The organism is Paenibacillus sp. F4 (genome assembly GCF_002894905.1).
Classification (GTDB): Bacteria; Bacillota; Bacilli; order Paenibacillales; family Paenibacillaceae; genus Paenibacillus; species Paenibacillus polymyxa_B.
The window spans coordinates 193,625-216,093 of sequence record NZ_POVS01000015.1; the positions used below are offsets into that span (position 1 = coordinate 193,625).

Sequence of the window (22,469 nt, forward strand, 5' to 3'; positions counted from 1 at the left end):
TCATCTCCTTCTCGGGTTGTATACCTTTTCATTTTGGGTATTTCTTAAAAATTTATCTTTCCAACTTAGTGTACCGTATAAATTTACCCACCGCAAAGAAATATGACATTTTTCCTTGACTTCAAAGGCGAGCTCGCTAATAATTAATCGAATGATAAGAACACGCACTAAAGCGTTGCAGCACCGATATTAACGCATGAAATTATGGAAAGAGGATTCGGCATATGGACTTATTTCGAAAAAAAACAGGACTGCTCCCGCACGAGGAAAGCGGATCTACAGGTCACTTAAAGAGAACAATGGGTGCCTTTGATCTCACCATGCTAGGTGTAGGATGTATTATCGGTACCGGGATTTTTGTTATTACAGGCAAGGCAGCAGCAGAAAATGCAGGTCCTGGATTGATGCTCTCCTTTGTTATTGCAGGTATTGCCTGCGTACTGGCAGCCTTGTGTTATGCGGAGCTTTCATCTACAGTTCCCGCAGCTGGGAGCGCTTATGCGTATAGTTATATTGTATTTGGAGAAATTTTGGCCTGGGTACTGGGTTGGGACCTAATTCTGGAATATGGAGTGGCGGCCGCCTCTGTGAGTAGTGGATGGTCTGCTTACTTTCAGGGCTTGCTGGCTGGATTTGATGTACATTTACCGCTGGCTTTAACCGCAGCCTTCGATTCGACCAAGGGGACCATTATTGATCTACCTGCCGTGTGCATCATCATGCTCATCACACTGTTACTGAGTCTCGGGGCCAAGGAAACGGTCCGATTCAATTTAATAATGGTTTGTGTTAAAGTCGGAGTCGTATTGCTATTTATTGGGATCGGTATCTTTTATGTAAAGCCTGCCAACTGGACACCATTTTTGCCTTATGGATTTTCTGGTGTTTTGAGTGCTGCGGCAATCGTATTTTTTGCTTATCTGGGTTTCGATGCAATCTCAACTGCAGCCGAAGAGGTACGCAATCCGCAGCGGAATATGCCCATCGGCATTATTTCTTCTCTAGCGATCTGCACGGTACTGTATATTGCCGTTTCAGTTGTGCTAACGGGAATGGTACCTTATACGCAGTTGGGGGTAAGTGATCCTGTTGCGTTTGCTCTCCGCTTTATTCATCAGGATTTCGTAGCCGGATTGATTTCAGTCGGTGCGATTGCGGGGATGACGACCGTTTTATTGGTGCTCTTGTATGGTCAAACGCGGTTAATTTTCTCCATGTCACGTGATGGCCTTTTACCCGTTTTTTTATCTAAAATAAATGCCAAAACTCAAACGCCAATTCGAAGCACTTGGCTGGTGGGCAGCATTATCGCATTGGCTAGTGGATTGTTCCCGTTACATGCACTGACCAATCTGACGAGTATTGGAACCCTATTCGCTTTTGCTGTGGTATCGGTAGGGGTTATCGTTCTGCGCAAGAAACGCCCTGATTTGAAAAGAGGGTTTACCGTGCCGTGGGTTCCGCTGCTCCCACTTTTGAGTGCTTTGGTTTGCATCGGTCTGATGCTTCAGCTTCATATTAGCACCTGGATTGGATTCATTGTGTGGCTTCTGCTTGGATTGTTGATCTATTTCTTCTATGGATACCACAAAAGTTTGTTGAACCGTAAATCTTAATAAATTCTAGTATAAAAAAGCCGGCATCCTGCACTTTTGTGAAGGGTCCGGTTTTTTTTGCCATTACGCGAAAAGTGTCACATAGAGGCGTTTATGGTATAATTCTGTTTCAGATAAGCTTTTGGCACGTGATTACAGCATGCCATCGAGGGAGGATTTTTATATGAAACTGCGCTGGCGTGCGCTCTTGGGGGGAGTACTGCTGCTGACGGGTATTCTACTGACTGCCTGTTCTGCTGAAGCCCCAGATACGTTAACTAAACCTCCGATTCAGGAACCTGATGACCAGGGTCAGACGATTACTATTAATCCACCAGTGACTCCTAAGGTGGGCGATCCTAACGCCAAATATGTAGTACAGACGCGAATAGCGGATTTTCATTTAATTGATAACAATAAAGGGTTAGTTTGGGGAGTTACCCATAATGAACTCCGGCTTTATGATACGCATGATGGCGGAAAGACATGGAATAATATTTCCCCCTCCGAAAACGTCCAATTTCAAGACAAGCTTGAATATGGAAAGGACATCAGTTTCACTGATTCTCGTCACGGTTGGGTTGTCCGTCAAAATTTGGACAAAACAGCAACCGTCATTCTGAGAACAGCAGATGGGGGACAGAGCTGGGATGTTTCAGCGCTTCCAAGTGGGGATCATGTGAGCTCGATTCAATATGTAAATCCAACTACTGGCTGGATCATGGCATATGTAAAACTGAATGAGCAGGATCAACAAAAACTGTTATATCACACCACTGACGGGGGAGCCACATGGAATAAAGTTGCGCAAAGTTCTGGCATAACATCTAACAAATCTGGCTCAGGTTTACCCGATCGGGGCAGTTTGGCGGGGATGAGCTTTTCTTCCAACAAGCAGGGATTTGTAGCGATCAATCTAGATAACAGTGTTAAGTTGTACAAGACTTTGAATCAAGGGAAAACCTGGACGCCGGTAGCTAACAGAATTCAGGGCTGCCCTCATGCCAAAGCAGAAGCCCAGCAGTCTCTGAAAGGGAGCAGTACCTCGTATTGGATTCCAGTTCTTTGCTATGGGGATAACGTCATAAAATATAACGGACTGTTTACAAACAATACAGGGATACAATGGAACGGTGTGCCTTTGGGTCTGAGTAGCAACATTAATGCTATTATTCCTGGCCGTACGTTTCTAAACGAAAAGGAAGGGTGGATCATAACCGAGACCGGAATGAGCCGTACAATGGATGGGGGGAAGACGTGGACAAGTCTCACCGGCAACAAAGTACTACCTTTGAAGCTAAAAGACTACCCACGATCAGTTAAGCTCCGTTTCGCTTCTTCTTCGGTGGGTTGGCTGCTTCTGGAGCGCCTTGATGACAAGAAGTCACTACTGCTGAAAACGACGGACGGCGGTGCGAACTGGAGAATTTTATAATCGCTATAAAGGTGATTGCCCTGGGGTGTTTTTCCCAGGGCGTTTTATTTTTAAAAAATTTAATTTTTATACGACTATATGTGAAAAAAATCACAAACTAACGAATAAGCCGCTGTTATACTAAACCTGTAAACAACGATAGGAGTGATAATCATGAGAGCGAATCAGGATCATATGTTAACCCAATACTACCTTCAATTTTGTTATACTTGCCAGGATGCCTATGGTTGCACGACTGAAGAGGACTGCAAGCAGTGTGCAGAGCGTTACGCTGAAGACGAAAATCATGAAGTTCTGGATGAAACACAACGTTATCTCCAGCTTGTACATGTGTAAATCGATGCATCATTCTGATATCGCCATATCTTGAGCCCTCCCGGATATTTCCGTGGGGGCTCTTGGCGTTCTTAAGGGTTGCTATCAAATTTGGGCAGGAACATACATATACTGTTATAGAAAGCTTAGGTCAGGTCAGGATGCCCGGTAGTTTCCCTGTGGAATGCCTGGCGGAGAGGAGTGCGGTGCATGGGTTTTGAGTCATTATGGATGTTCGATTGGCTGGGCACGGTACTGCCCGTATTTTTCGTTGTCGTGTTGGGTATTGTCGTGTTGTCTGCAGGCAGGGAAGTCATGGAATGGAGTCGGAATAAAAGGCAGCCTGTATTGACGGTCGGTTCCCGAATTACAGCCAGAAGGACACATCTCCAACAGAGGCGGCAGGAGGAACAAGGGACTCGTACCTATACTTTCTATTACGTAACCTTCGAGGTGGAAAGTGGCGACCGGATGGAGTTTAAAGTATCTGGAGAAGAATATGGCCAATGCGCTGAAGGGGATGAGGGACGGCTTACTTTTCAGGGTACAAGGTATATCGGGTTTCAGCGTCTTAATCGCTATAGCTTGGAACAGGTTAAAATGTAGAAATCAGCCTAACTATTTTTTTGGACTCATTTACAGCCTTCTGCGAGAAGCCAGGTAGAGGGCTGTAGATGTTTCTTGTACAGTACATTTTGGTACATATATACTAGAACAGTGTAGTTCAGAGGAGGAATGATTTGTGTCATTTGAGGGACAAGTTGTTATTGTAACAGGAGCGGCGCACGGCATCGGGAGAGAGGTCGCTTTTGCCTACGCTGCTCAGGGTGCCCATGTTGTATTTGCGGACCACAATGAGGAGGAGGGTGCCGCAGCCGCTGCAGCGGCCCGGAACGAGGGCTATCAGGCCATTTTTATTCCTTGTGATGTGCGGAAGGAAGAAGATATTGTAGCGCTAATCCGTGCCACGGAAGAAGAATACGGTGCGATTCATACGCTAATTAACAACGCTGGCGTGTCCAAATGGAAATCTCCTTATGAGTTAACGATAGCAGAATGGGATGACATTCTGAATACAAACGTACGCAGCTGTTTTATTGCCACTAGGGAAGCGGCTAAGGTGATGAAACGAAACGCAGAAGGTGGCTCTGTGGTCAATATGACCTCAACACGAGCTTTCATGTCAGAGCCGGATACAGAAGCCTACGCGGCATCCAAAGGAGCCATTGTGGCCCTTACGCACGCGATGGCCATATCGTTAGGAAAGGACGGGATTCAGGTCAATTGTATCAGTCCAGGATGGATTGAAACCGGGGATTATGAGCAACTCCGTACAGAAGACCATCAACAGCATCCGTCTGGGCGAGTAGGAACCCCTAAGGACATCGCACGGGCCTGTCTGTATTTGACACAACCCGGCAATAATTTTGTAACTGGTACGAATCTGGTAGTAGATGGTGGCATGACGCGTAAAATGATTTACGAGCCGTAGTAAAAGCCTAAATGAGTAGTCCCAATCTTGGGGCTATTTTTTTGTTTTTCTGGACTGTCACCCATTGGGCATTTGTACCATACGATAGGGTATGTGATGGAGAAGCGAGGAGGGGACGCGTTGGCTGTAATCAAGACCAACTCAGAGGATGTTAGGACACTCGCCCGATTGATGCGGGCAGAGGCCGAAGGAGAAGGAGAGCAGGGGATGCTCATGGTTGGCAATGTCGGAGTAAATAGGATTTTGGGCAATTGTCTGGATTTTCGGGGGATTCGTCTTATGAACGACATGGTGTTTCAGAGTCCGGGCGGGTTTGAAGCTACCCAAAAGGGGTACTTTTATCAAAGAGCCCGTGATCGTGACATTCGTCTTGCCCAGCGTGTCATTAATGGGGAAAAAATACGCCCGGCGTCCAATGCATTATGGTTTTTCAGACCGGCAGGAAACTGTCCGGGCACCTGGTATAACCAGACTAATACCGGACGTTTTAAAGCCCACTGCTTTTTTAGCCCGACTGTACAGGATTGCCCTGCCGTCTATTAGAACGCTTCAACATGAGTTTGAATAATTTAAAACCATTTTAGGAGGAATTTACATGATTTCACAGCAAGCTTACCGTCCTGTTTCTTATCCTGCTGGTGGCGGGTATCCCGAATGGCCCAGAGGGATGAATCCGGTCGGAACTATGCAGCCCATCAGCACCTTCCCCCCTCAGGTTAATAGCGGTAGTGCGATGACACCGGCTGGTATGGTGGTACAGAGCCAGACTCCACAATTTGAGCAATCATATATTGAAAACATTTTGCGCTTGAACTTGGGTAAAACAGGTACCTTTTATATGACGTATGAAAATAACCGGGAATGGAATGCTAAAATATTCAAAGGTATTCTGGAAGCAGCGGGTCGTGACCACATTATTATCAGTGATCCGGCTACGGGCAAGCGGACGATTTTGCTGATGGTGAATCTGGACTATGCTACTTTTGATGAGCCATTGTTATACCAATATCCCGGCGTCATCGGGAACCCGGGTGCATCCCCGGTTCGCTGATGCCTTCATATATATGAGTCTACATCCTCTGCCAGACGGCAGGGGATGTATTTTGTTTATAATCTTTCTCAAATATAGTAGCTTTCTTTGTGGTAAGCGGCGAAAACGAGAGTTTTATGACCTAAATGATAGGGGAGCTGTTTTTTCTGACATTGCTTGTGGTTTGACTGTATAGAGTATAGTTATATAATTAAATATAAGCTGATGAATGATCTAATCATTTATGCGGAATATGGCTTTGGAAGCCGGAAGGAGTGAATGTGTTGGGAAGTTGACGCTGCTTATGATGTGTTATCGTTCTGTCTATGATGAAACTATCCGAAGGAGGTGCGCCTGTCTGCCGTAATGACGGCTGATGGGGAGCATATTGAGTGACCCTTTACCGAGTATGTTTAACTTATTTATTGTTTTTGCATTAGTACTATTGAATGGTTTTTTTGTATCTGCGGAATTTGCCATGGTGAAGGTCAGAGGCAGCCGTATTGAAACATTGGTGGAAGCGGGCAATAAAAAGGCCGTGTACGCCGCCAATATGTTACACAACTTGGACGCTTATTTGTCTGCCTGCCAGTTGGGTATTACACTAGCATCGTTGGGACTAGGATGGATCGGAGAGCCGGCCATCGCACATTTGATCGAACCTGTATTTACAGCCGCTGGATTAGGAGCGGTATATGTGCACGGTACTGCCGTGGTTATTGCATTTATTGTTATTACGATTCTGCATATTGTGTTGGGTGAATTGGCGCCCAAAACGATAGCTATTCGTAAATCTGAGACCATTACGCTGTATTCAGCCATGCTGATGACTTGGTTTTACAAGTTGATGTATCCATTCATATGGGCGTTAAATGGAATGGCGAACAGCCTGCTGCGTTTATTCCGTCTGGAGCCGGTATCCGAGAATGACGATTCCGCGCATACCGGAGATGAAATACGCATTCTGATGAAAGAAAGCAATAAGAGCGGACTAATTGATAATACGGAATTGGCGCTTGTTGATAATATATTTGATTTTACCGACACGACCGCCAGGGAAATCATGATTCCGCGAACTGAGATGATCTGCTTATACAGTAATGTGTCCACAGAAGAAAATCTCGCGATTGCGACGGAAAGCATGAGAACCCGTTATCCAATCTGCGCCGAAGATAAGGACCATATTATCGGCTTTATCCATATTAAGGACCTTCTACGGGCGAACACACTGGATACCCGTACGATGATTCGACCGATTCTTGCTGTCCCGGAATCTACGCAAATTAGTGATCTGCTCAAACGCATGCAGCGCAGCAAGACGCAAATCGCAATTTTGATTGATGAATATGGCGGTACATCGGGTATGGTAACACTGGAAGATATTATGGAAGAAATCGTTGGTGAAATTCAGGATGAGTTCGATCAGGAACGTCCGAGTTGTGAGCAGATTAATGACGAGGAATTTTCCATTGACGGCATGTTATTAATTGATGAAGTGAACGATCGCTTTGGACTGGATCTTGATCATGAGGATTATGATACGGTAGGGGGCTGGCTATACTCACATGTCGAGGTTATTCCCCCACAGCCTGGCCAGACTGTAGTGTTTGAGGGATGTATGTTCACGGTAGAAGAAGTTGAAAACAAGCGGATTTCACGTATTCGGCTGATAAAACAGCCTATCATCGTGGAAGAAGCAGGAGTCTCATAACGGAATAAACTTGGAGAGCGACCTTGAACGATGTGGGGTCGCTTTTTAATTTGTCTCCTTTACAGAAAGGACATGAATTGATATGATGTTCGTGTAATTGTCAACCTCGTTATAGTCTTTTGGGTTGACAATAAAAAAGGAACTTCCTCTACGCTGAAAATCTTATCCATTTACATGATCATTAAATTTTGGGAGGCAAGAAGTATGAATTTACTAAACAAGGTTATAGAATGGGATTCGTTGGCTGAAAAAGCAATACACGGCAGCCGTGTATCGCTGGAAGAAGGCATAGCGGTACTGGAAGCCAACGATGAGGAATTATTACCGATTATGCAAGCTGCATTTCGGGTGCGGCATCATTTTTATGAAAAAAAAGTAAAGCTCAACATGATCATTAATGCCAAAAGTGGCTTATGCCCGGAGGATTGCGGTTATTGCTCACAATCTATCGTATCCACGGCGCCTGTGAGCAAGTACAGTATGTTGGACAAGGAATCACTGTTGGCTGGAGCTAGGGAAGCAGTAGCGCGGAGAGCAGGGACCTATTGCATCGTAGCTTCCGGCAAAGGTCCAACAGATCGAGAACTGGATCAGGTGATTGAGGCAGTACAAGAAATTAATCGCACGATGCCGCTCAAAATTTGCGCCTGCTTAGGGATTCTCAAGGGAGATCAGGCACGGCGGTTGGCAGAGGCTGGGGTACATCGATACAATCATAATTTAAATACAAGTAAGGCCAACTATCCCTCGATTACAACCACACATACATACGATCAACGCGTCGAAACTGTGAAAATGGCACAATCTCACGGAATGTCTCCATGCTCTGGCGTCATTATCGGGATGGGGGAAACGAATGAGGAAATCGTTCAAATGGCTTATGCCTTACGGGAGTTGGATGCTGACTCTATTCCGGTTAACTTCTTGAATCCAGTCCCCGGAACCCCATTGGAGGGAGCAAAGCGAATATCACCTATCCAAGCTTTGAAAGTGCTGGCACTGTTCCGATTCATCTGTCCATCCAAAGAAATACGCGTTGCAGGTGGACGAGAGTTGAATTTACGCTCATTACAACCGTTATGCCTGTATGCAGCGAATTCAATTTTTGTTGGAGATTATTTAACCACAGAAGGCCAAGAGGTCACATTTGATCATCAAATGATTGAAGATCTTGGTTTTGAAATTGAGATGTGTGCCTTTTCAGCCGTATAATAGAAATTGTACAAACTTGGAAGGGAGAGTTAAACGATGAGCGAAAAAGTATTTATTAGTCCAGGTAAATATGTGCAAGGGAAAAATGTGATTGATAAAACAGGTGAGTATGTTAAGCCATTAGGCCATACTGCCTTGGTTATTGCGGACAAGCTGGTTTGGGAGATTGCAGCCGACCGCGTGGTAAAAAGTCTGGAACTGGCTGATATTACGGCGGTTAAAATTGAATTTCAAGGGGAAGCATCCAAAAATGAAGTCAACCGTATTGCGGATCAGGGACGAAGCGCCCACGTCGACATTGTCATTGGTGTAGGTGGTGGTAAAACGCTGGATACGGCCAAAGCCGTTAATGAACTACTCGGTTCCTCAGTTGTGATTATTCCAACGACTGCTTCTACAGATGCCCCTACTAGTGCACTATCTGTTTTGTACACCGATGATGGTGCATTTGATACGTATACCTTTTTCAGTAAAAATCCGAGCCTGATCCTGGTGGACACGAAAGTCATTTCTCAAGCGCCGCCCTTGTTCCTCTCCTCAGGCATTGCAGATGCCATGGCGACGTGGATTGAAGCCCGTGCGGTCATTGAAGCTCGCGCAACGACAATGGCTGGTGGTTTGCCAACCTTGGCGGCAGAAGCCATTGCGTCCAAGTGTGAAGAAGTTCTTTTCGATTACGGACTGCAGGCTTACGAATCCGTGAAACGCAAAGTCGTCACACCTGCGCTTGAAGCGGTAGTGGAAGCCAATACGTTGCTAAGCGGTTTGGGCTTTGAAAGCGGCGGTTTGGCAGGCGCACATGCGATTCACAATGGTTTTACCGTTCTGGAAGGAGACATTCATTACCTGACACATGGTCAGAAGGTAGCTTTTGGCACCTTAGTCCAGCTTGCCTTGGAAAAAAGACCTCTGTCCGAGGTGGAGCGGTATATTGACTTTTATCTAAAACTCGATCTGCCTGTCACGCTGGAAGACATTAAGCTACAGGAAGCTTCCCGAGAGGATTTGTACCGGGTAGCTCAGGCTGCTACTAAAGAAGGCGAAACTGCTCACAATCTACCATTTGCTGTCACAGCGGATGATGTGCTTGATGCAATTTTAGCGGCTGACCAGTATTCACTTGCCTACAAGGCTAAAATTGGACATAGAAACTAACCCCATACGAAATAAAGTAGATTAAAAGGTCGCTGATCAGCGACCTTTTTCCATTATTTAACTTGTAACTTATGTTGTAATTTTATGGTGCATAATTAGGAAATATCGGCAGTATATTTATGGATCCCCTAAAATTTGCGAGGGGTTTAGCTATGGCAAAATGGAATGTAGAAGATCAAGGTACTCAATATAGTATTGAGTACAAGCGTAGCTAAACTGGCGGAAAAATCATTGTGAATGGAAGCGAGCAGAAGGTTAAAAGCTAGAACGTATTTTTGAACTCATCTTTATCCATGCATCAAACCACCAATCGAAGAGTTGTAAATTGCCTTATTGTCTTTTTCATCATCAGCGTGATACAAATTGTTTTTGGAATTGCAGCGAATTCTTGGATTAACACGTTGTAAAATAGATCTAACATAGCCTATAGGAATGAAGCAAGAAGGCTCTCCCGCATGAAGCGGTGAGAGCCTTTTTGTCGTGTTAGATCGCCCAATTTCCTTTACGGAAGATAGGTTCCTCAGTACCGTCCTCAGTAACGCCGTTGATGTCCATTTCACCTGAACCGATCATAAAGTCGACGTGTGTCAGGCTGGAATTCAGGCCGTTGGCAGCCAACTGCTCTTGAGTCATATCTTTGCCGCCTTTAAGGTTAAATGCATAGGCATTACCGATGGCCAAATGGTTAGAGGCATTTTCATCAAACAACGTATTATAAAATAAAATATTTTTATCAGAGATAGGTGACTTGTGAGGTACGAGAGCAACCTCACCCAGATAGTGTGAACCTTCATCCATTTCTACGAGATGCTGAAGAGTTTCCAAACCGGTCTCTGCCTGTACATCGACAATACGTCCATTTTCAAAAGTCAATGAAAAGTTGTCGATGATATTTCCGCTGTAGCTAAGTGGCTTGGTGCTGCTGACCTTACCGTTCACTCCCGTTTTGAGCGGAGCTGTAAACACTTCCTCGGTAGGCATATTGGCTACAAAAGTATGTCCCTGTTGGTTGACGCTTTCGGCTGCTACCCACAGATGATCTTTTGCCAATTCGATAGTGAGGTCTGTGCCTGGAGCCAGATAATGCAGCTTTTTATAGCGTTTGGCATTTAAAATATCAGATTTGCTGGAAAGGGTTTTCAAATGCTCTTTCCACGCCTCCACGGGGTTATCCAGATCCACACGCACGGTGCTGAAAATGGCATCCCACAGTTTATCCATTTGCTCTGAAGCTGGCAGATCAGGGAATACTTTGGCAGCCCACTCTGCTGAAGGATAAGCAATCAGAGACCAACTGAATTTGTCGGCCATTTGATATTCGCGGTATTGACGTAATTCATGTGAACGCACGCGCTGGGCAGCAGTAATTCGGCTGGACGGAATCCCTTTAAGCAAATCCGGATTTTCTGCAATGACATGCAGTACAGCTGCGCCATTTTCGACCTCTTCAGTCATTTCGGCTGCGTACCATTTGGGAGCAATATTAAAAGTTTCATCAGGAGCTAGTTCATACTGTAATCGAGTAATGGTCTCATCACTCCATTTTACTGTAACCAGCTTGGCTCCGGCAGTATACGCTGATTTGACGATAAGTCTCACGAGTTCGGCGGACAAGATTGGCGCATGAACGATGAGTGTCTGCCCAGGATGGACATTGGCGCCGACCCGAACGGCCAACTCGGCATATTTTTGCAATTTTTGTTGAAAATCTGACATGTAACTTTCCTCCATTTCACGAAAAGCCTTAAACAAGGCTTGGGTAACTTGCACAGTTTTTTTGCAAATTCCACACATAGCTTATATATTGTACAATGTAACGAAAAGGTTCACAAATCAGTTTTGGTACTATTTAGTGAAAATGAAAGGGCGGATAGATGAATGACAGAGCAAAATTCACCTCAGGAAGTGAAAGAAGTACATATTCAACAGGCACAAATGACAAGAGATGAGAATGGTGCTTATCTGGGCCAAGTGGTATTTAAAGTAGAGGGACAGAGTTCTGTATATGAAATCACATTCCACAGCAAAAGGGGAAAGGAATGGGATTATAGTCTCCATTTTGCGGGAGAGCCACGGGTGGAGGAAGAGATGCTGCAAATGGATAGCTGGATTGAAGAGAACGATGATTTGTTCGACTATTTGCTAGATACGGCATGGAGCACATTACCCGAGTAATGTAAACATGGTCTATTTTCGTGACAAGCGGATTATATTTAGCAGTGTCCGCATAATCTGCTGACATGGGGGAAGCCTAAAGGTCGATATTAACAGGAAATTCCATGTGAATAGGAGGGTGAAGCTTTGGCAAATCATCTGTTCACCGAAGGAATGACGGCAAATGAAGAGGCTGCTCCCGATCTCCTGAGCTTACGGACGTTGTTTGTAAATATGTGTTTTATTGGGGAGCCGGGAAGCCGTTCCTGGGTACTGGTGGATACGGGGATGACAGGATTTACAGACTCGATTATACGCCTGGCAGAGGAACGGTTCACTGGCCCTCCGATCGCTATTGTGCTTACACATGGTCATTTTGATCATGTAGGTTCGGTTATTGAGTTGGTACAGCATTGGGGTACACCTGTTTATGCACATCCTTTGGAATTACCTTATTTGACGGGAATGAAGGATTATCAAAAACCTGACCCTAGTGTAGGGGGAGGTTTAATGTCAGGAATCTCCTTTTTGTACCCCAATGATGCTATAGATCTCGATGATCGTATCACATCCCTGCCCCCAGATGGCAGTGTCCCCGGTGCCCCTGGTTGGAAGTGGCTGCATACGCCAGGACATACGCCTGGTCATGTATCGCTTTTTCATGAGCGAAGAAGGTTAATGGTGGCCGGTGATGCTTTTATTACGGTGAAACAGGAATCGGCACTGGCCGTTATTTTACAGGAAAAAGAAATACATGGGCCTCCTGCGTATTTTACAACAGATTGGCAAGCTGCGCAGCGTTCGGTGGAAATGCTGGCCAAGTTAAAGCCTGAGATTGCAGTCACAGGACATGGTCATTACATGCATGGTGCTGAGCTGACAGATCAGCTGGAGCGACTGGCGGGAGACTTTGAGCACATGGCTGTACCCAAACAGGGCCGTTATGTGTAGTGATGTGTGAAAGACGATGCCTTGCGGGGCATCGTTTTTTTTGTGGACGTGGAATTTTTTTGCTCAGCATGGTATAGTCAAGCCAAAAGCTAAACGCTTTCATTAAACATCGTCATTTCATCAAGGAGGATTTTTTGATGACACAACAACATGCTGCAATTGGTGATCTTTATTATGGAATACCGGCGATACGTCTTAAATTTGGACGATATGAAGCAGTTGCCCTGCCGGGAAACGGCGCAAATCTGATTTCTTTTCGTGACAATGAAACGGGATATTCTTTTCTGCGTGAGCCAGATGCTGAGAGCATAGAGGCTTTTAAGCAAAGCCCGTCCGTTTACGGAATTCCTTTCCTGTTCCCTCCGAATCGGTATGAGGATGGAAAATTCCTGTGGAATGGTGTTACATATGAGCTGCCGATAAATGAAGAGGCGACCCACAACCATCTGCACGGCTTTTTACACACTGTTCGGTGGGAGGTTGAGGACTACGGTTCTGGGGAGCAGGGCAGCTATGTGGTAATGAATCAGCATGTAAGGGAAGGACATCCCATGTTCCGCTATTTGCCCTTCACCTTTACCATGAAGTTAACGTACAGCCTGGACGAATTTGGCCTGCATCAGCGTTATGTGATCCATAACGAGGGCGATCAACCGATCCCCAACTTATTTGCCTTTCACACAGCGATTCGCGTTCCGTTCGTACCCGATAGCTCGCCTGAGGATTACAAGATTAAGGTCACAATCGGTGAGCGTCGTGAGCTGACGGAACGGTTGTTGGCCACAGGTCAGTTCCAGCCTTTATCTCCGGAAGAGGAACTGCTGAAGACGACGGGAGTTAGTCCTTATTTTGCCTCTATGGATAATCATTACACGGCAGCTCCGCAAAATGGACGCAACTACATGGAACTGACACACAGTAAGACAGGGGCTACCCTCGTATACGATGTAGGTACAGCTTATAAGCATTGGATGATCTGGAATAACAAAGCGAACAAGGAATTCATCTGTCCTGAGCCGCAAATGAACATGATCAATGCACCGAATCGTCCGGACCTACCAGCGGAGGAGATCGGATTGATTGCATTGGCTCCAGGCCATATTTTTGAAGCAACCAGCCGTTTGTATTGTATTTCACCTAATAAATCGAAATCCTAGCATTTAATTTTATCCTTATAAGCCTGTATCGTGTCCAACGGTGCAGGCTTTATTTGGGTATGTAAAGCACAGGTAAGGGCCAATGGGGAAGGAGGACGAAAAAGGTTGCAGAATGCCAAGCAGTCATAGTATGATACGAAACAGGAGATGATCAGATGAATTTTCCTTTTCAAGCCGTCAAACGCAAGCAAATCGCCGATGAAGTAGCTGAACAGCTGCAACGAAAAATTGCTGCTGGTGAATGGAATGTAGGCACAAAGATTCCAACCGAGCCTGAGCTCATGAAGCTATTCGGAGTCGGGCGATCTACAGTACGTGAAGCGGTTAGCGTTCTAGTACATGCCGGTCTATTAGAGAAAAAGCAAGGACACGGAACCTTTGTCTGCCAACCGACGACTTCTCAAGAGCCATTGGATTACCGTCTAAGCCGCGCTGAAATTATTGAGGTTTATGAAGTGCGGAGTGTGTTGGAACTGGAGATTGCCAGATTGGCAGCGTTACGTCGTAATGACGAGGATTTACGCTTGATGCGGGAGGCGCTGGACCGTCGAGCTGCGACATTGGCCGCTGGAGATATGAACGGGTATCTGGATGCGGATATCACTTTTCACTTGGCTGTTGCCGGAGCTACACGCAATAAGGTGCTTACAGACGTATATGGCAGCTTTGTAGAGGCTATCCGAAAGGCGCTGAACAATCTCATTACCGATCCGGCGATGCAAAATCATTTTACACTTCAGCATGAGAAAATATTTGAAGCAATCCGGGATCAGGATGGCAAGGCTGCCGAACTGTATAGCATTCAACATTTGGACGGCACCAAGCTGGAGCTGCAAAAGCATATGGGAAGTTCATAATTTTTTTAACATTAAACATCAGATGATCGGATGAATAAAATGATTTGTAAACCTTCTACTTTGAGCATCTCCTAAAATCAAACCAAAGGTGGTATCTGTATGCGCAAAATATGGGTGTTGGACACAACGTTAAGAGATGGAGAGCAATCACCAGGAGTTAGCTTAACCAGCACAGAAAAGGTGGAAATTGCTCTTCAGCTGCAAAAATTAGGCGTAGATCGGATTGAGACCGGCTTTCCAGCAACCTCGCCTGGTGAGATTATCAGCATGCAGGAGATTGCCAAACAGGTTACCCAAGCAACACTGGTTGGTTTTGCACGCTCGAAAGAACAGGATATTGATGCAGTCAGAGAGGCGCTACGAGGAGCTGAGGATGCCAGTCTTCATTTATTCCTGGCTACCTCACCCATTCACCGCCAACATAAGCTGCGAATGGATAAAGCGAAAGTATTAGAGACCGCTGCTGCTGCCATTCGTTATGGACGCAAGTATTTCAGCAAGGTAGAATTTTCAGCAGAGGACGCTAGCCGTACCGAGCTGGACTTTATTTGTGAAGTCGTGGATATGGCGATTCGTGCTGGAGCGACAGTCGTCAATTTACCGGATACGGTGGGATATGCCTCGCCGGATCAGTTCGGTGAAATGTTTAGAATCGTAAAACAACAAGTGCCTGGTATCGAAAAAATACAACTTAGCACACATTGTCATGATGATCTTGGCATGGCAACAGCTAACACGCTGGCGGCCATCCGTAATGGTGTAGACCAATTTGAAGGTACTATTAATGGCATCGGTGAGCGAGCGGGAAATACACCTATCGAGGAAGTTGCACTGGCCCTTGATACCAGAACCGAGCTTTATGGTGCACAAACGAGTCTGGTTTTGGAGGAGCTGTATGCCACCAGTCGCCTGGTGAGCAAACGTACGGGGATGTCGGTACCGGGAAATAAGGCCATTGTTGGAGCCAATGCGTTTGCGCACGAGTCCGGTATACACCAGGACGGAATGCTTAAAGAACGTACAACGTATGAGATCGTGTCCCCTGAGCGTATTGGTCTGAAGACAAGTAAACTTGTGTTAGGCAAGCACTCGGGTCGACATGCATTTAAAGAAAAACTGGCGGACATGGGGTTTGATGCTTTGACGGAGGAACAGCTGCAAGAGGCGTTCCACAAATTCAAGGCCTTGACGGATAAGAAAAAACAGGTGTTGGATGAAGACTTGCTCGTTTTGATGGACGAAAGCCGCAATGCCTCGCCTCAAATGTACACACTGGATTCCATTCAGGTGTCTTATGGTAATCAGTCGGTTCCAGTCGCATCCATTCGATTGAGTAAACAAGATGGGACAGCAATTGATGAAGTAGCAATGGGAAACGGTTCTGTAGATGCGATTTTCCATGCTATAGACAAGGCCAGTGGTGAAGAGGTGGAGTTGGAGGATTATTCAATCCAATCTGTAACATATGGCAAAGATGCGTTGGGGGAAGTACACGCTATTTTGAGGCAAGGTGAGTACACAGCTCTGGGAAGAGGCACAAGTACTGATATTTTGGAAGCTAGCGCCAAAGCTTACATCGATGCGCTGAACAAGCTACTGGGCAGAAAAGAAGTCCATGGCAAAAGCAATATCACCATTAGTTGAACATAGTAGCCATGCTGTAAATGAAATTTCCTTTCGCCTCCTCTGGCCTCATCGTAAAAAAGCGCTTGCAAAATAAATGATAACATTTGAAATTTAATGTATAATAGGCAAGAGAGAGCACCATATTTTGTCTGAATTACATAGGCCAAGAGGAGGAAATGAGTTGAACTACCGCATCGAAAAGGATACGTTGGGCGAAATCAAGGTACCGGCAGACCGTCTGTGGGGAGCGCAAACACAGCGCAGCAAGGAAAATTTTCCGATTGGCTCGGAGAAAATGCCATTAGAGGTCATACAGGCGTTCGCGGTGCTTAAAAAAAGCGCGGCGATCAGTAACTATAAGCTGGGTAAGCTATCACAGGAGAAGCAGGACGCCATTATTTATGCAGCGGACGAAATTCTCGCAGGGCGGGTCGATGACCATTTCCCGTTGGTTGTATGGCAGACAGGGAGCGGTACGCAGTCCAATATGAATGTGAATGAAGTGATTGCTCATCTGGGAAGCCAATGGTTACAAGAGCAGGGAAAAGATACGAAGCTGCATCCCAATGACGATGTAAACATGTCGCAAAGCTCAAATGATACGTTTCCTACGGCGCTTCATGTAGCGGGTGTCATTGCAGTGGAGGACCGTTTGTTGCCTGCCATTGATAAGCTGAAAGAGACTTTTCAACAGAAGTCAGAGCAATTCAAGGATATTATAAAAATTGGGCGAACCCATTTACAAGATGCGACACCGCTTACGCTGGGTCAGGAAATAAGCGGCTGGTATGCCATGCTGGACAAGAGCAAGCGAATTATCATCGACACGGTGCAATACATGAAGGAGCTGGCGATTGGCGGAACCGCGGTGGGGACAGGAATTAACGCTCATCCAGAGTTCGGCTCCCGAACCTCTGCGGAAATTTCCAGTTTCACTGGCAAAACGTTCACTTCCGCACCCAATAAATTTCATGCACTGACCAGCCACGATGAAGTGGTGGCCGTACATGGAGCAGTCAAAGCGCTCGCGGCCGATTTGATGAAAATCGCCAATGATGTTCGTTGGCTGGCAAGTGGTCCGCGTAGCGGCTTGGGGGAAATCACGATTCCTGCTAACGAGCCAGGTAGCTCCATCATGCCAGGTAAGGTGAATCCGACTCAGAGTGAAGCACTGACAATGGTCGTTACGCAAGTAATGGGTAATGATGCAGCTATTGGTTTTGCTGCGAGTCAGGGTAATTTTGAACTGAACGTGTTTAAGCCAGTAATCATATACAATTTTTTGCAGTCTGTTCATCTGCTGGCCGATTCCATTGTTGCTTTTAATGACAACTGTGCGATCGGCATTGAGCCTGATCTCGCTAAAATTGAGCACAATTTGAATAATTCGCTGATGCTGGTGACGGCATTGAATCCACATATCGGATATGAAAATGCCGCTAAAATCGCCAAACTTGCACATGCAGAAGGACTGTCCCTAAAAGAAGCGGCACTCCGCAGCGGACTGTTGACTGAAGAACAGTTCGATCAATATGTTGTACCTGCGCATATGATTCATCCTAAAGCCTAGAGCACGACGATTGTCTCTGCTTAAGCCTTATAAAAAATATACAAACCAGCTCATGGAGTGCGATTTAGCACAGACCATGAGCTGGATTTTTTGGTTTTCTCATATATTTTTTTACTTAAGATTAGTATTCCGTGTGATTTGAGGGTATATAGATAGAAGGCGAAAAATTGAACATCTATTTTCAAGATAGGAGAAGCCGTATGGAACAGACAACCCTTATTAATTTGATTGTGCTTTTGCTGTCCAGCTTGCTGCTGGTCGGTGTGCTGACTACCAAATTTTCCAGCCGTTTCGGTATGCCTGCGCTTGTTTTGTTTATTGCCGTAGGTATGGTGCTCAGTCAGTTTATTTATTTTGATAATGCCTTTATCACACAGCTGGTGGGCATTCTCGCGCTCATTGTAATCTTGTTTGAAGGCGGGATGCAGACAAAGTTTGCGGACGTTAAACCGGTTATTCGACCTGCGTTATCGTTATCAACGTTAGGGGTCATCATTACGACCGTAGTCATTGGCGTATGCGCCAAGTTTATTTTAGGCGTAAGCTGGATGGAATCCATGCTGTTTGGCGCTATTGTCGGATCGACCGATGCGGCGGCCGTGTTTTCCGTTCTAGGAGGTAAAAACATCAAAAAACGAATTACCTCAACGCTCGAAGCGGAATCCGGCAGTAATGACCCGATGGCTGTATTTCTCACGGTAACATTGATCGAGCTGATACATCACCCTGAGCAATCCATTTGGATACATATCTTGTTATTTTTATGGGAAATGGGTTTTGGTTTAGTCGTTGGTTTTGTACTCGGACGCATAGGTGTATATGCGATTAATAAAATGAATTTTGATTCATCCGGTTTGTATCCTGTGATGGCTCTGGCATTTGCAGTCTTGACGTATGCGGCGGCATCGTTACTGGAGGCAAGCGGATTGCTGGCGGTTTATGTCATGGCCATTGTCTTGGGAAATTCCGACTTGACCTACAAGCGATCCATTATCCATTTTAACAATGGTTTCGCCTGGATGGTGCAGATTATGATGTTTGTCCTGCTCGGGCTATTGGTCTTTCCTGATCAATTGCTGGGCATTGCGTGGCAAAGCTTGGCGCTCTCCTTCATCCTCATGCTCGTGGCTCGTCCAATAGGCGTGTTCCTAAGCTTGCTTTTTTCCAGGTACTCTGTGCGCGAGAAAACACTGTTATCCTGGGCAGGACTGCGTGGGGCGGTACCTATTGTACTCGCAACCTATCCTTTACTGGATGAGATGGATGTAGGACCCTTGTTTTTTAATGTTGTATTTTTCGTCGTGCTCACTTCTGCGATTATTCAAGGTACCACTATTTCGTGGCTAGCGGTGAAGCTTGGCTTGATGGACCCTAACGAGACGTCATCTCCTTCACTGCTGGAATTAGTTTCTCTGGGAAAAACCACTTCGGAAATCAACCACATTCAGGTACAAAATGGGATGTCGATAGCGGGCAAAGCGATTCAGGATATACAGTTGCCTGAAGATATTTTATTCACAGCCATCATTCGGAACGAGCAAATTATTGCCCCGAGAGGCACGACGGTGATTGAACCGGGCGATACATTGTATGTGCTTAGTCCCAAACTCAAGCGACAGCAGATGAAAGAGCTGTTCATGCTGCTCGAACCGGAGGCTGCTCCGTAAAAAGCGTAGAGTACCCTTAATTACAGTCCTTCACATTCATGTGGAGGACTTTTTCCTGTGTTTTTTTCAGAGTGGATGAATCTGTTAAAAAATTGACACTATCATTCTACAAAATTAGTTTATGATATTGTCGTTAGATGTCGCTGCCTATCGTTACAGATCATTTGATGGGCCATAGTGATGAATAAGATAGAAGTCACCAATAACAGGAGAGATGATGAATGAAACCGGAAGTCTTGCCAAAGCGTGCAGCAGCTCGCAGGCAGAAAAATAGAAAAAAGAAACGAAAAGGAAAATTCGGTCGTTTTATACTGCGACTGTTTATTGTATTCCTGGTAGCAGGAATAGGGGGTGGTGCGTGGTTGTTCTTAACGTCATCTGGCAAGGACATGCGCTATTTGGCTGCGGATACGCTGATCACGACCCAACATCGTCACTGGGCGAAGTACTTTATCGGGGAAGCAGAGGCGAAAAAACGTGTGGCTGAATATTCGGCCCGTTTTGAAGCGATGGGTGAGGAGAAGGACAGACATACAATCAATCTGCCTGATCTGATACCGACCAAAGTACAACAAACGCCGCTGGTTGAAGTGGAAGAGGTATCGGGCCGTAACTATCATGGCTATGTTATGACGGTTCATGACCCCACTAAAATTCGGCTCGGGGTTCCTGCCAAGGTCGGTCGGGGAGAAAGGGTATCTAGTATGGTCGAGCGTTTAGGGGCTGTTGCTGGCGTAAATGGCGGTGGCTTTGCCGATCCTAACTGGAATGGGAATGGCTTTAAACCGATTGGCGTTGTCATTTCCCAGGGCGAGATATACTACAATGATATGGGCAAAAATGCCTCTGTTCAAATCGTAGGTATTGATAAACAGGGAAAAATGATAGCCGGTCACTATTCGTTGTCCGAGTTGTCCAAAATGAATGTGCAAGAAGCGGTTACTTTTCAACCACGCCTAATCGTGAATGGGAAAGGTCTGATTCGCAATGCAAGCGAGGGGTGGGGAATTGCTCCTCGTACCGCAATGGGGCAAAGAGCAGACGGGGCCATTATATTCGTGACCATCGACGGTCGTCAGCCTGGGTACAGTATTGGTGCCAACTTGTATGATATGCAAAATATTTTGCTTAAACATGGAGCGGTTATCGGTGCTAATCTGGATGGAGGTTCCTCAACGGTGCTCGTCAAGGATAATGCCATTGTGAACAAGCCTTCTTCTGAATACGGAGAGCGGTATTTGCCGACTGCGTTTCTCGTATTTGAGCATCCAGAGACCGTTAGTATCCCGAACATATGGGAAGGTTTGAATCCTGGAGACATTGACGCCGCCAAAAAGAGATAGATCAGGAATGAACAAGAATATACGAGGGAGATCTGGCGACAGCACGCAAAGCGCTAATCCGTTTAGACAGACGTTCTGTCCATCCTTATATAGAAGCTCATAATCCTAACACTGAGCTTCTGTCCAGTGTCTATATGTCCCTCAAGGCGAAGCATTGCGCTATTTTGCAGTAGGTGGGGATGTGCTGAGTCTGGTTGAAGTGAAGGACGGTTTTCCACTTGTCACCTATCAAGGGTATGTGGGTGCTCCCTTTGATAAATTTACGATGGAATACGACCGTGGGAATCGCGTACAGATGCCCAGCAGGCGATGGAATAAGTTAAGAGCAGCAATAGCAAGTTAAAATATAAAAGCGCGGATCGTTGAAGTAAAGATACTTCCGGTACGCGCTTTTTTGATGGAATTTGTACTTTTGTTGCTTTGTGCTTGCGTAAGTATCTATTAAGCGTCATTATCTGCTTCGAGAAAGACGGAGATCAGAATTCGGGCGTTGTTATCTCCCACATTTTTGGCATAGTGGGGGATAGCTGCTCTCCAGCTAAAGGAATCTCCTGCTTCCAGAGTAGCCGAATCCTCGCCTTGCTCCACATATACCGTGCCCTCCAAGATAAAATGAATCTCATCCCCTCCATGAGCGTGCTCCTCTTCTGTAGACGAGCCTGGCGGCATGTCCACCAGCATCATTTTAACGTTTCCTTGTCCTCCCAAATGATCAACCTGAATGTTGTTTTTACCATATAAGGTTTTACGGCGCTCATCCTTGCGAATCACTTGCATCCGTTCCTCATCTTTAAGAAGCAGAAAAGCGAGAGGGACCTTAAGCGCATTAGCGATACTGTCCAATGTAGCGATGGAAGGGGAGGTTTTATTATTTTCTACTTGACTCATAAACCCTTGCGATAGTCCGGTTCGTTCGCATATTTGCTGGATGGATAAATTTTTACGTTTACGAGCAGCGCGTATGTTGCATCCTATACTCATAGAACGTTCCTCCTTTAAGGAAATATAATGTATACTAATTTAATATTTATCATACCAAATAATTTGTTGACAGACTATAGTTTCTTATGATAAATTCACATTACAAAATAATTATTTCTATTACTAATAATTCGAGTTTGATTCACACTAATGTGTTGTGGCATAGATTCAGACAGGATTATTTTTTTAACCAAATTATTAGTAATATAAATTAATTA

Annotated in this window: 21 protein-coding genes; 19 read left to right on the forward strand and 2 right to left on the reverse strand. The window is 45.5% G+C overall.

Annotation, left to right across the window (positions count from 1 at the left end):
- Nucleotides 1–224 precede the first annotated feature (224 nt).
- From bcaP to C1T21_RS17885, 10 genes are all read left to right on the forward strand, one after another.
- The gene (bcaP, locus tag C1T21_RS17840; protein ID WP_103049194.1) at nucleotides 225–1,616 is read left to right on the forward strand and encodes a branched-chain amino acid transporter BcaP; all 1,392 of its coding nucleotides are present in this window, start codon (nucleotides 225–227) and stop codon (nucleotides 1,614–1,616) included.
- A gap of 163 nt (nucleotides 1,617–1,779) precedes the next feature.
- The gene (locus C1T21_RS17845) at nucleotides 1,780–3,030 is read left to right on the forward strand and encodes a WD40/YVTN/BNR-like repeat-containing protein (RefSeq protein ID WP_103049195.1); all 1,251 of its coding nucleotides are present in this window, start codon (nucleotides 1,780–1,782) and stop codon (nucleotides 3,028–3,030) included.
- Between the two features lie 153 nt (nucleotides 3,031–3,183).
- Nucleotides 3,184–3,366 carry a hypothetical protein gene (locus C1T21_RS17850; RefSeq protein ID WP_061828281.1) on the forward strand — a complete coding sequence of 61 codons (183 nt, stop codon included), beginning with the start codon at nucleotides 3,184–3,186 and terminating at the stop codon, nucleotides 3,364–3,366.
- A gap of 189 nt (nucleotides 3,367–3,555) precedes the next feature.
- Complete coding sequence (locus tag C1T21_RS17855; protein WP_013371386.1) at nucleotides 3,556–3,951, forward strand: DUF2500 domain-containing protein; 396 nt, start codon at nucleotides 3,556–3,558, stop codon at nucleotides 3,949–3,951.
- 136 nt (nucleotides 3,952–4,087) lie between these two features.
- Nucleotides 4,088–4,837 (forward strand): SDR family NAD(P)-dependent oxidoreductase, encoded by a 750-nt coding sequence (locus tag C1T21_RS17860; protein ID WP_103049196.1) that lies wholly within the window; start codon nucleotides 4,088–4,090, stop codon nucleotides 4,835–4,837.
- A 120-nt stretch (nucleotides 4,838–4,957) separates the two neighbouring features.
- Complete coding sequence (locus C1T21_RS17865) at nucleotides 4,958–5,380, forward strand: cell wall hydrolase (RefSeq protein WP_103049197.1); 423 nt, start codon at nucleotides 4,958–4,960, stop codon at nucleotides 5,378–5,380.
- Between the two features lie 52 nt (nucleotides 5,381–5,432).
- On the forward strand, nucleotides 5,433–5,888 hold the full coding sequence (gerQ, locus tag C1T21_RS17870) for a spore coat protein GerQ (protein ID WP_103049198.1): 456 nt from the start codon (nucleotides 5,433–5,435) through the stop codon (nucleotides 5,886–5,888).
- 388 nt (nucleotides 5,889–6,276) lie between these two features.
- Nucleotides 6,277–7,578, forward strand: a complete 1,302-nt coding sequence (locus tag C1T21_RS17875; RefSeq protein ID WP_134902212.1) for a hemolysin family protein — start codon at nucleotides 6,277–6,279, stop codon at nucleotides 7,576–7,578.
- 204 nt (nucleotides 7,579–7,782) lie between these two features.
- A complete protein-coding gene (gene bioB, locus C1T21_RS17880) occupies nucleotides 7,783–8,790 on the forward strand; it encodes a biotin synthase BioB (protein ID WP_103049200.1) in 1,008 nt (335 codons plus the stop codon).
- 36 nt (nucleotides 8,791–8,826) lie between these two features.
- A complete protein-coding gene (locus C1T21_RS17885) occupies nucleotides 8,827–9,945 on the forward strand; it encodes a glycerol dehydrogenase (protein ID WP_103049201.1) in 1,119 nt (372 codons plus the stop codon).
- 483 nt (nucleotides 9,946–10,428) lie between these two features.
- Here C1T21_RS17885 and C1T21_RS17895 read toward each other — a convergent pair whose 3' ends face one another.
- A complete protein-coding gene (locus C1T21_RS17895; RefSeq protein WP_025722749.1) occupies nucleotides 10,429–11,661 on the reverse strand; it encodes an aminopeptidase in 1,233 nt (410 codons plus the stop codon).
- A 162-nt stretch (nucleotides 11,662–11,823) separates the two neighbouring features.
- On the opposite strand from C1T21_RS17895, the gene C1T21_RS17900 reads away from it, so the two are divergent.
- The 9 genes from C1T21_RS17900 to C1T21_RS17940 all read left to right on the forward strand — a co-directional run bounded on the left by C1T21_RS17900 (nucleotide 11,824) and on the right by C1T21_RS17940 (nucleotide 21,613).
- Nucleotides 11,824–12,120 (forward strand): hypothetical protein, encoded by a 297-nt coding sequence (locus C1T21_RS17900; RefSeq protein ID WP_103049202.1) that lies wholly within the window; start codon nucleotides 11,824–11,826, stop codon nucleotides 12,118–12,120.
- 126 nt (nucleotides 12,121–12,246) lie between these two features.
- Nucleotides 12,247–13,050 (forward strand): MBL fold metallo-hydrolase, encoded by an 804-nt coding sequence (locus tag C1T21_RS17905; RefSeq protein WP_061828289.1) that lies wholly within the window; start codon nucleotides 12,247–12,249, stop codon nucleotides 13,048–13,050.
- Between the two features lie 137 nt (nucleotides 13,051–13,187).
- Nucleotides 13,188–14,207 carry an aldose 1-epimerase gene (locus tag C1T21_RS17910; RefSeq protein WP_103049203.1) on the forward strand — a complete coding sequence of 340 codons (1,020 nt, stop codon included), beginning with the start codon at nucleotides 13,188–13,190 and terminating at the stop codon, nucleotides 14,205–14,207.
- 155 nt (nucleotides 14,208–14,362) lie between these two features.
- Nucleotides 14,363–15,064 carry a FadR/GntR family transcriptional regulator gene (locus C1T21_RS17915; RefSeq protein WP_103049204.1) on the forward strand — a complete coding sequence of 234 codons (702 nt, stop codon included), beginning with the start codon at nucleotides 14,363–14,365 and terminating at the stop codon, nucleotides 15,062–15,064.
- 99 nt (nucleotides 15,065–15,163) lie between these two features.
- On the forward strand, nucleotides 15,164–16,708 hold the full coding sequence (locus C1T21_RS17920) for a 2-isopropylmalate synthase (protein ID WP_103049205.1): 1,545 nt from the start codon (nucleotides 15,164–15,166) through the stop codon (nucleotides 16,706–16,708).
- A gap of 163 nt (nucleotides 16,709–16,871) precedes the next feature.
- Complete coding sequence (fumC, locus tag C1T21_RS17925) at nucleotides 16,872–18,260, forward strand: class II fumarate hydratase (protein ID WP_103049206.1); 1,389 nt, start codon at nucleotides 16,872–16,874, stop codon at nucleotides 18,258–18,260.
- 200 nt (nucleotides 18,261–18,460) lie between these two features.
- Nucleotides 18,461–19,927, forward strand: a complete 1,467-nt coding sequence (locus C1T21_RS17930; RefSeq protein WP_103049207.1) for a potassium/proton antiporter — start codon at nucleotides 18,461–18,463, stop codon at nucleotides 19,925–19,927.
- Nucleotides 19,928–20,148: 221 nt separating this feature from the next.
- Complete coding sequence (locus tag C1T21_RS17935) at nucleotides 20,149–21,270, forward strand: phosphodiester glycosidase family protein (protein ID WP_103049208.1); 1,122 nt, start codon at nucleotides 20,149–20,151, stop codon at nucleotides 21,268–21,270.
- A gap of 154 nt (nucleotides 21,271–21,424) precedes the next feature.
- A complete protein-coding gene (locus C1T21_RS17940) occupies nucleotides 21,425–21,613 on the forward strand; it encodes a hypothetical protein (RefSeq protein ID WP_258012523.1) in 189 nt (62 codons plus the stop codon).
- Between the two features lie 98 nt (nucleotides 21,614–21,711).
- Here the strand turns inward: C1T21_RS17940 and C1T21_RS17945 are convergent, their stop codons facing one another.
- A complete protein-coding gene (locus tag C1T21_RS17945; RefSeq protein ID WP_103049209.1) occupies nucleotides 21,712–22,251 on the reverse strand; it encodes a helix-turn-helix domain-containing protein in 540 nt (179 codons plus the stop codon).
- Nucleotides 22,252–22,469 lie beyond the last annotated feature (218 nt).

Bases quoted from the DNA above. Each gene is read 5' to 3' on its own strand.
- bcaP (WP_103049194.1), top strand. From the start codon at position 225: ATGGACTTATTTCGAAAAAAAACAGGACTGCTCCCGCACGAGGAAAGC.
- C1T21_RS17845 (WP_103049195.1), top strand. From the start codon at position 1,780: ATGAAACTGCGCTGGCGTGCGCTCTTGGGGGGAGTACTGCTGCTGACG.
- C1T21_RS17850 (WP_061828281.1), top strand. From the start codon at position 3,184: ATGAGAGCGAATCAGGATCATATGTTAACCCAATACTACCTTCAATTT.
- C1T21_RS17855 (WP_013371386.1), top strand. From the start codon at position 3,556: ATGGGTTTTGAGTCATTATGGATGTTCGATTGGCTGGGCACGGTACTG.
- gerQ (WP_103049198.1), top strand. From the start codon at position 5,433: ATGATTTCACAGCAAGCTTACCGTCCTGTTTCTTATCCTGCTGGTGGC.
- C1T21_RS17875 (WP_134902212.1), top strand. From the start codon at position 6,277: ATGTTTAACTTATTTATTGTTTTTGCATTAGTACTATTGAATGGTTTT.
- bioB (WP_103049200.1), top strand. From the start codon at position 7,783: ATGAATTTACTAAACAAGGTTATAGAATGGGATTCGTTGGCTGAAAAA.
- C1T21_RS17885 (WP_103049201.1), top strand. From the start codon at position 8,827: ATGAGCGAAAAAGTATTTATTAGTCCAGGTAAATATGTGCAAGGGAAA.
- C1T21_RS17895 (WP_025722749.1), bottom strand. From the start codon at position 11,661: ATGTCAGATTTTCAACAAAAATTGCAAAAATATGCCGAGTTGGCCGTT.
- C1T21_RS17900 (WP_103049202.1), top strand. From the start codon at position 11,824: ATGACAGAGCAAAATTCACCTCAGGAAGTGAAAGAAGTACATATTCAA.
- C1T21_RS17910 (WP_103049203.1), top strand. From the start codon at position 13,188: ATGACACAACAACATGCTGCAATTGGTGATCTTTATTATGGAATACCG.
- C1T21_RS17915 (WP_103049204.1), top strand. From the start codon at position 14,363: ATGAATTTTCCTTTTCAAGCCGTCAAACGCAAGCAAATCGCCGATGAA.
- C1T21_RS17920 (WP_103049205.1), top strand. From the start codon at position 15,164: ATGCGCAAAATATGGGTGTTGGACACAACGTTAAGAGATGGAGAGCAA.
- C1T21_RS17930 (WP_103049207.1), top strand. From the start codon at position 18,461: ATGGAACAGACAACCCTTATTAATTTGATTGTGCTTTTGCTGTCCAGC.
- C1T21_RS17935 (WP_103049208.1), top strand. From the start codon at position 20,149: ATGAAACCGGAAGTCTTGCCAAAGCGTGCAGCAGCTCGCAGGCAGAAA.
- C1T21_RS17945 (WP_103049209.1), bottom strand. From the start codon at position 22,251: ATGAGTATAGGATGCAACATACGCGCTGCTCGTAAACGTAAAAATTTA.